Source organism: Pseudomonas sp. Irchel 3A5, from assembly GCF_900187575.1.
GTDB lineage: Bacteria > Pseudomonadota > Gammaproteobacteria > Pseudomonadales > Pseudomonadaceae > Aquipseudomonas > Aquipseudomonas folii.
On the sequence record NZ_FYDU01000003.1, the window covers coordinates 462,995 to 469,224 of the forward strand.

Annotated in this window: 6 protein-coding genes; 5 read left to right on the plus strand and 1 reads right to left on the minus strand. The window is 60.2% G+C overall.

Features of this window, described 5'->3' with window-relative positions:
* The first annotated feature begins 57 nt into the window (after positions 1–57).
* Positions 58–1,263, plus strand: a complete 1,206-nt coding sequence (locus CKW31_RS06895) for an aminotransferase class V-fold PLP-dependent enzyme (protein WP_095093601.1) — start codon at positions 58–60, stop codon at positions 1,261–1,263.
* Positions 1,260–1,673 (plus strand): SufE family protein, encoded by a 414-nt coding sequence (locus CKW31_RS06900; protein WP_095093602.1) that lies wholly within the window; start codon positions 1,260–1,262, stop codon positions 1,671–1,673. The genes CKW31_RS06895 and CKW31_RS06900 overlap by 4 nt, the downstream gene beginning before the upstream one ends.
* Here the strand turns inward: CKW31_RS06900 and tcdA are convergent.
* Positions 1,649–2,494, minus strand: coding sequence for a tRNA cyclic N6-threonylcarbamoyladenosine(37) synthase TcdA (tcdA, locus tag CKW31_RS06905; RefSeq protein ID WP_095093603.1), 846 nt, complete (start codon positions 2,492–2,494; stop codon positions 1,649–1,651). The two genes, CKW31_RS06900 and tcdA, sit on opposite strands and share 25 nt — an antisense overlap.
* A 1,091-nt stretch (positions 2,495–3,585) precedes the next feature.
* Between tcdA and dapE the strand changes: the two genes are divergently transcribed.
* The 3 genes from dapE to CKW31_RS06920 all read left to right on the plus strand — a co-directional run bounded on the left by dapE (position 3,586) and on the right by CKW31_RS06920 (position 6,001).
* Entirely contained in the window at positions 3,586–4,737 is a 1,152-nt protein-coding gene (gene dapE / locus CKW31_RS06910) for a succinyl-diaminopimelate desuccinylase (protein WP_095093604.1), read from the plus strand.
* The gene (locus CKW31_RS06915; protein ID WP_087274068.1) at positions 4,737–5,546 is read left to right on the plus strand and encodes a putative RNA methyltransferase; all 810 of its coding nucleotides are present in this window, start codon (positions 4,737–4,739) and stop codon (positions 5,544–5,546) included. Before dapE ends, CKW31_RS06915 begins: the two co-directional genes overlap by 1 nt.
* A gap of 77 nt (positions 5,547–5,623) precedes the next feature.
* A complete protein-coding gene (locus tag CKW31_RS06920; protein WP_095093605.1) occupies positions 5,624–6,001 on the plus strand; it encodes a hypothetical protein in 378 nt (125 codons plus the stop codon).
* Positions 6,002–6,230 lie beyond the last annotated feature (229 nt).

Genomic DNA, 6,230 nt, shown 5'->3' on the forward strand with positions numbered 1-6,230 from the left:
TCGATGCTGCATCAGGTCCGATCGCAAGATCGGGCCTGACTCACCGAGTCAAAGTACATGCCCCTTTCTTCTCCCTGGCGCGCTGACTTTCCAGCCATCGACGCCCTGCAACGGCAAGGCCAGACCTATCTGGACAATGCCGCGACCACCCAGAAACCTCAAGCCCTGCTCGACGCTCTGAACCATTACTACGCCAACGGCGCAGCCAATGTGCATCGTGCACAGCATCTGCCGGGTGCGCACGCGACTGAGGCATTCGAAAACAGCCGCCGCAAGGTCGCTCATTGGCTGAATGCCGGTGAGACAGGTCAGATTATTTTTACCCATGGCGCTACTTCTGCCCTCAATTTGCTGGCCTACGGCCTGGAGCATGAGTTCGTGGCGGGTGATGAGATCGCCATCAGCGCGCTGGAACATCACGCCAACCTGTTGCCCTGGCAGCAACTGGCTCAACGGCGCAATCTGAAGCTGGTCATTCTGCCGCTCAATGAACAGGGGCTGATCGACCTGAACGCCGCTGCGCAACTGATCGGCAAGCGCACCCGCCTGCTCGCGGTGAGCCAACTGTCCAACGTGCTGGGTGCCTGGCAGCCACTGCCGGAATTACTCGCACTGGCCAAGGCCCAAGGCGCACTGACGGTCGTCGATGGCGCTCAAGGTGTGGTCCATGGTCGACATGACGTGCAGGCACTGGGCTGCGACTTCTACGTGTTTTCCAGTCACAAGCTGTACGGCCCCGAAGGCGTCGGCATTCTGTATGGCCGCGATGACGTGCTGCCGCGTCTGCAACACTGGCAGTTCGGCGGCGAGATGGTCCTGACGACTGATTACGATCAGGCGAAATTCCGCCCGGCACCGCTGGGCTTCGAGGCCGGGACACCGCCGATTGCCGGAGTGATCGGCCTTGGCGCGACGCTGGATTATTTGCAGAGCCTCGATCACCGCGCAGTACTGGAGCATGAAGCAGGTCTGCACGCCATGCTGCTTGAGGGGTTGCGTCAGCGGGACGAAGTCCGGGTACTGGGCGAGCCGCAACTGGCGCTGGTCAGCTTTGTTGTCGACGGCATCCACAACGCCGACCTCGCGCATCTGCTCACTGAACAGGGCATCGCCGTGCGGGCAGGTCATCACTGCGCCATGCCATTGCTGAAAAGCCTCGGCCTGTCGGGAGCGATACGGGTTTCTCTGGCGCTGTATAACGACTCCAGTGACTTGCAGCACTTCTTCAACGCGCTGGATCAGGCGCTGGAGTTATTGCGATGACCCTGCCCGTCGACGCACAAACCGCACTGGACACCTTCGCTCAACCACAGGGCTGGGAGCAACGTGCACGATTGCTCATGCAATGGGGCGAGCGCTTGCCTGCACTGCACGACGATGAAAAGTCAGACGAAAACCTGGTCCACGGCTGCGAAAGCAAAGTCTGGCTATCGGGTGAGATGACGAACAGCCAATGGCAATTTCGCGCCGCCAGCGATGCGCGGATGATTCGTGGTCTGGTGGCGCTGTTGCTGGCTCGGGTGAATGGCCTGTCGGCGCAGGAACTCCAGCAAGTGGACTTGCCCGACTGGTTCAACCAGCTCGGCTTGAGCCGTCAGCTGTCTCCCTCACGCAGCAATGGTCTGAATGCCGTGCTGCAGAGGATGCGTCAGCTGACAGAAACGGCGGCCTGAGGCGGCGGTACCGAGACCGGTTTGGCACGCTCCGATGGGCGACGTACACCTGCAACAATCTTGTCCACGGCTTTGGTGGCCGCGACCATACCGAAGGTCGCTGTCACCATCATCACCGCGCCAAAACCACCGGCGCAGTCCAGCTTGACCCCATCCCCGACAAAACTCTTCTGCAGGCAAATGCTGCCGTCCGGCTTGGGATAGCGCAGTTGCTCAGTGGAAAATACGCATGGCACGCTGTAATGGCGGTTCATGGTACGGGAGAAACCGTAATCGCGGCGCAGGGTTGAGCGTACTTTTGAAGCCAGTGGATCGTTGAAGGTACGGTTAAGGTCGCAGACCTGAATCAGCGTCGGATCAATTTGCCCGCCAGCACCGCCGGTGGTGATGATCTGAATCTTGCGACGCTTGCACCAGGCAATCAGCGCAGCCTTGGCGTTGACGGCGTCAATGCAATCGAGCACGCAATCCAGATCGGGCGTGATGTACTCGGCCATGGTGTCGCGGGTCACGAAATCAGCCACGGCGTGCACAATGCAATCAGGATTGATCGCCCGCAGACGCTCAGCCATCACTTCAACTTTCGGGCGGCCAACGGTGCTGTCCAGCGCATGCAACTGACGGTTGCTGTTGCTGACGCAGACGTCGTCCAGATCGAACAGGGAAATCTCACCCACGCCTGAACGCGCCATGGCTTCGGCCGCCCAGGAACCGACACCGCCGATACCGACCACAGCAACATGGGCAGCCCGCAGCCGCTCCAGACCTTCGATGCCGTACAAACGGGCGATACCTGCAAAACGCGGATCTTCTGAACTCATGACCAATACCCCAAAAACCGGCGCGCATTATAGGGCTTTGGTGAAGTTAGGGCATCCTGAAGGTGGGTGATTGGTCAGAAAGTGTACTGAAGAGGCTGGCGCGGTTATTCAGGCACGCCGCCTCGCGAACAAGTTCGCTCCTACCACGGCGACGCGAAGGCCCAGACTGGTCGCTATTGAAGGTAGGAGGCAACTTGTTGGCGAGAGGGGCTGACGCGGTTATTCAGGCGTACCGCCTCGCGAACAAGTTCGCTCCTACCACGGCGACGCGGAGACCCAGACTGGTCGCTATTGAAGGTAGGAGGCAACTTGTTGGCGAGAGGGGCTGACGCGGTTATTCAGGCATACCGCCTCGCGAACAAGTTCGCTCCTACCACGGCGACGCGAAGGCCCAGACTGGTCGCTATTGAAGGTAGGAGGCAACTTGTTGGCGAGAGGGGCTGACGCGGTTATTCAGGCGTACCGCCTCGCGAACAAGTTCGCTCCTACCACGACAACGCGAAGGCCCAGACTGGTCGCTATTGAAGGTAGGAGGCAACCTGTTGGCGAGAGGGGCTGACGCGGTTATTCAGGCATACCGCCTCGCGAACAAGTTCGCTCCTACCACGGCAACGCGAAGGCCCAGACTGGTCGCTATTGAAGGTAGGAGGCAACTTGTTGGCGAGAGGGGCTGACGCGGTTATTCAGGCATACCGCCTCGCGAACAAGTTCGCTCCTACCACGGCGACGCGGAGACCCAGACTGGTCGCTATTGAAGGTAGGAGGCAACTTGTTGGCGAGAGGGGCTGACGCGGTTTATTCAGGCGTACCGCCTCGCGAACAAGTTCGCTCCTACCACGGCGACGCGGAGACCCAGACTGGTCGCTATTGGAGGTAGGAGGCAACTTGTTGGCGAAAGGGGCTGACGCGGTTTGAGGGACGCTCACGATACCAGCCCGATGCCGCCCCTTTTACACTTGAGGAAATAAGCGCCCTTATCCATAAACGGCGGCCTCCCCTCCCCGTTTTGCTTTAAGATAGGCGCCTTTTTCGCGCCCCTATACGGTCCGTGCGCCACCGGATCATCCGCGCTTCTGATTGGAGTTATGTACATGACGGCCCCAGCCGACCTTTCGCCTACGCTGCAACTTGCCTGCGACCTGATCCGTCGTCCCTCGGTCACGCCCATTGATGCCGATTGTCAGGCTGTAATGATGCAGCGCCTTGGCGACGCAGGCTTCAAGCTGGAGCCGATGCGTATCGAGGACGTGGATAATTTCTGGGCCAGCCATGGCAACAACGAAGGTCCGGTGCTGTGCTTTGCCGGTCACACCGATGTGGTGCCGACCGGCCCGGTGCAAGCCTGGCAAAACGATCCGTTCGATGCGCTGATCGATGCAGAAGGCATGCTGTGCGGGCGGGGCGCAGCCGATATGAAGGGCAGTCTGGCCGCAATGGTAGTGGCTGCCGAGCGTTTCGTCGCTGATCACCCTGACCACAAAGGCAAAGTCACTTTCCTGATCACCAGCGACGAAGAAGGTCCGGCGCATCATGGCACCAAGGCCGTGGTTGAGCGGTTGCGTGAGCGCAACGAGCGGCTGGACTGGTGCATCGTGGGCGAGCCTTCGAGTACCACGCTGGTGGGCGATGTGGTCAAGAACGGCCGTCGCGGCTCCCTTGGCGCGACGCTGACCGTACGCGGCAAGCAGGGTCATGTGGCGTATCCACATCTGGCGCGCAACCCGATTCATCTGGCGGCTCCGGCTCTGGCAGAACTCGCCGCCGAACATTGGGACGAAGGCAATGATTTCTTCCCGCCGACCAGCTTCCAGATTTCCAACCTGAACTCCGGCACGGGCGCGACCAACGTGATCCCCGGTGATCTGGTAGCGGTGTTCAACTTCCGCTTCTCTACCGAATCCACCGTCGAGGGCTTGCAACAGCGGGTATCGACCATCCTCGACAAGCATGGCCTGGACTGGCATGTGGACTGGGCGTTGTCCGGCCTGCCGTTCCTCACCGAGCCGGGCGATTTGCTCGATGCGGTTTCGGCCAGCATCAAGGCCGTCACTGGCCGTGAGACCAAAGCTTCCACCAGCGGCGGCACCTCCGACGGACGATTCATCGCCACCTTGGGTACGCAGGTGGTAGAGCTGGGCCCGGTCAACGCAACGATTCACCAGGTCAACGAGCGCATTCTGGCCAGCGACCTCGACGTGCTGACCGAGATTTACTACCAGACTCTGGTCAAGTTGCTCGCCTGATGCTGACCTGCCCGATCTGCTCCGCACCGCTGACTGCGGTGGACAACGGCGTGGCCTGCCCGGCCAACCACCGCTTCGACCGCGCCCGTCAGGGTTATCTGAACCTGTTGCCGGTGCAGCACAAGAACAGCCGCGACCCTGGTGACAATCAAGCCATGGTCGAGGCTCGCCGGGACTTCCTTAACGCCGGTCACTACGCGCCGGTGGCCAGGCGTCTGGCGGAGCTGGCTGCCGAACGTGCTCCGGCGCGCTGGCTGGACATCGGTTGTGGCGAGGGTTATTACACCGCGCAAATCGCCGAAGCTCTGCCGGACGCCGATGGTTATGCGCTGGACATCTCCCGCGAAGCGGTCAAACGCGCCTGCCGCCGTAATCCGAAATTGACATGGTTGATCGCCAGCATGGCTCGCGTGCCACTGCCGGACGCCAGCTGCCAGTTTCTGGCCAGCGTGTTCAGCCCTCTGGACTGGAACGAGGCCAAGCGCCTGCTGACGCCGGGTGGCGGGTTGATGCGGGTCGGCCCGACCAGCGAGCACTTGATGGAACTGCGCGAGCGGCTCTATGACGAAGTCCGCGACTATGCCGATGACAAACATCTGGCTCTGGTGCCGGAAGGCATGTCACTGGCTCACAGTGAAACCCTGCGTTTCAAGCTGAGCCTCGTCGACGGTCAGGCCCGCGCCAACCTGCTGGCCATGACGCCCCACGGCTGGCGAGCCAGCGCAGAACGTCGTGCGGATGTCATTGAGCAGGCCGAACCTTTCGAGGTCACCGTTTCCATGCGCTACGATTATTTCGTATTGCAATAACAACCAACGAAGATGCCTGTTAGCGGGCATCCGACTGAATCCGCGAATGGATTTTTTCAATTAATAACGAGGCATCCATGCGCCAACCCGATATCGAGATTTACCTGAAGGACACCGACGTTGATCACAAGGCTATTGCCGGGTGGCTGAGTATTGCGGTCGGCCCTTGCACCGACTGGGTACAGAAAGGCCAGACGTGGAAGTGCAAGGCGGGCAGCGTCCCGGTGACCTGGCTGCCCAAGGCTGTAGGTAAATGGAACAGCCTGCATCTGGACAGTGACAACACTCCTTGGGAAGACGACATCGCCTGCGCCCGCGCTGCATTCGCGGCGTTGAACGTGGAAGTCCGTTGCGCACCCGGCACCTGGGTTGAGGAAGAAAGCGACGAAACCGCTGATCGCTGGATTCGTATCAGCGCTGATGGCGAGGAAGAGATTACCTGGAAGACGGCGTAACGCTCGTACATATCTTTTTTAGGAAAATCCTCGGTGTCCTCGCAGCAAACACTGGACTGTAGATACCGTCTTGACCCTCATCGAGCAAGCGCGATGTCAGGGTCATAGGGTTTCCCCGACTTGAGCACTCCGTACACCAGATGCAACAGCTTGCGCATGGCCGCACATATGATTTCCTTCGGGGCCTTCCCGTTCGCCTTCATGCGTGTTTTGAGGGCCATAAGGACCG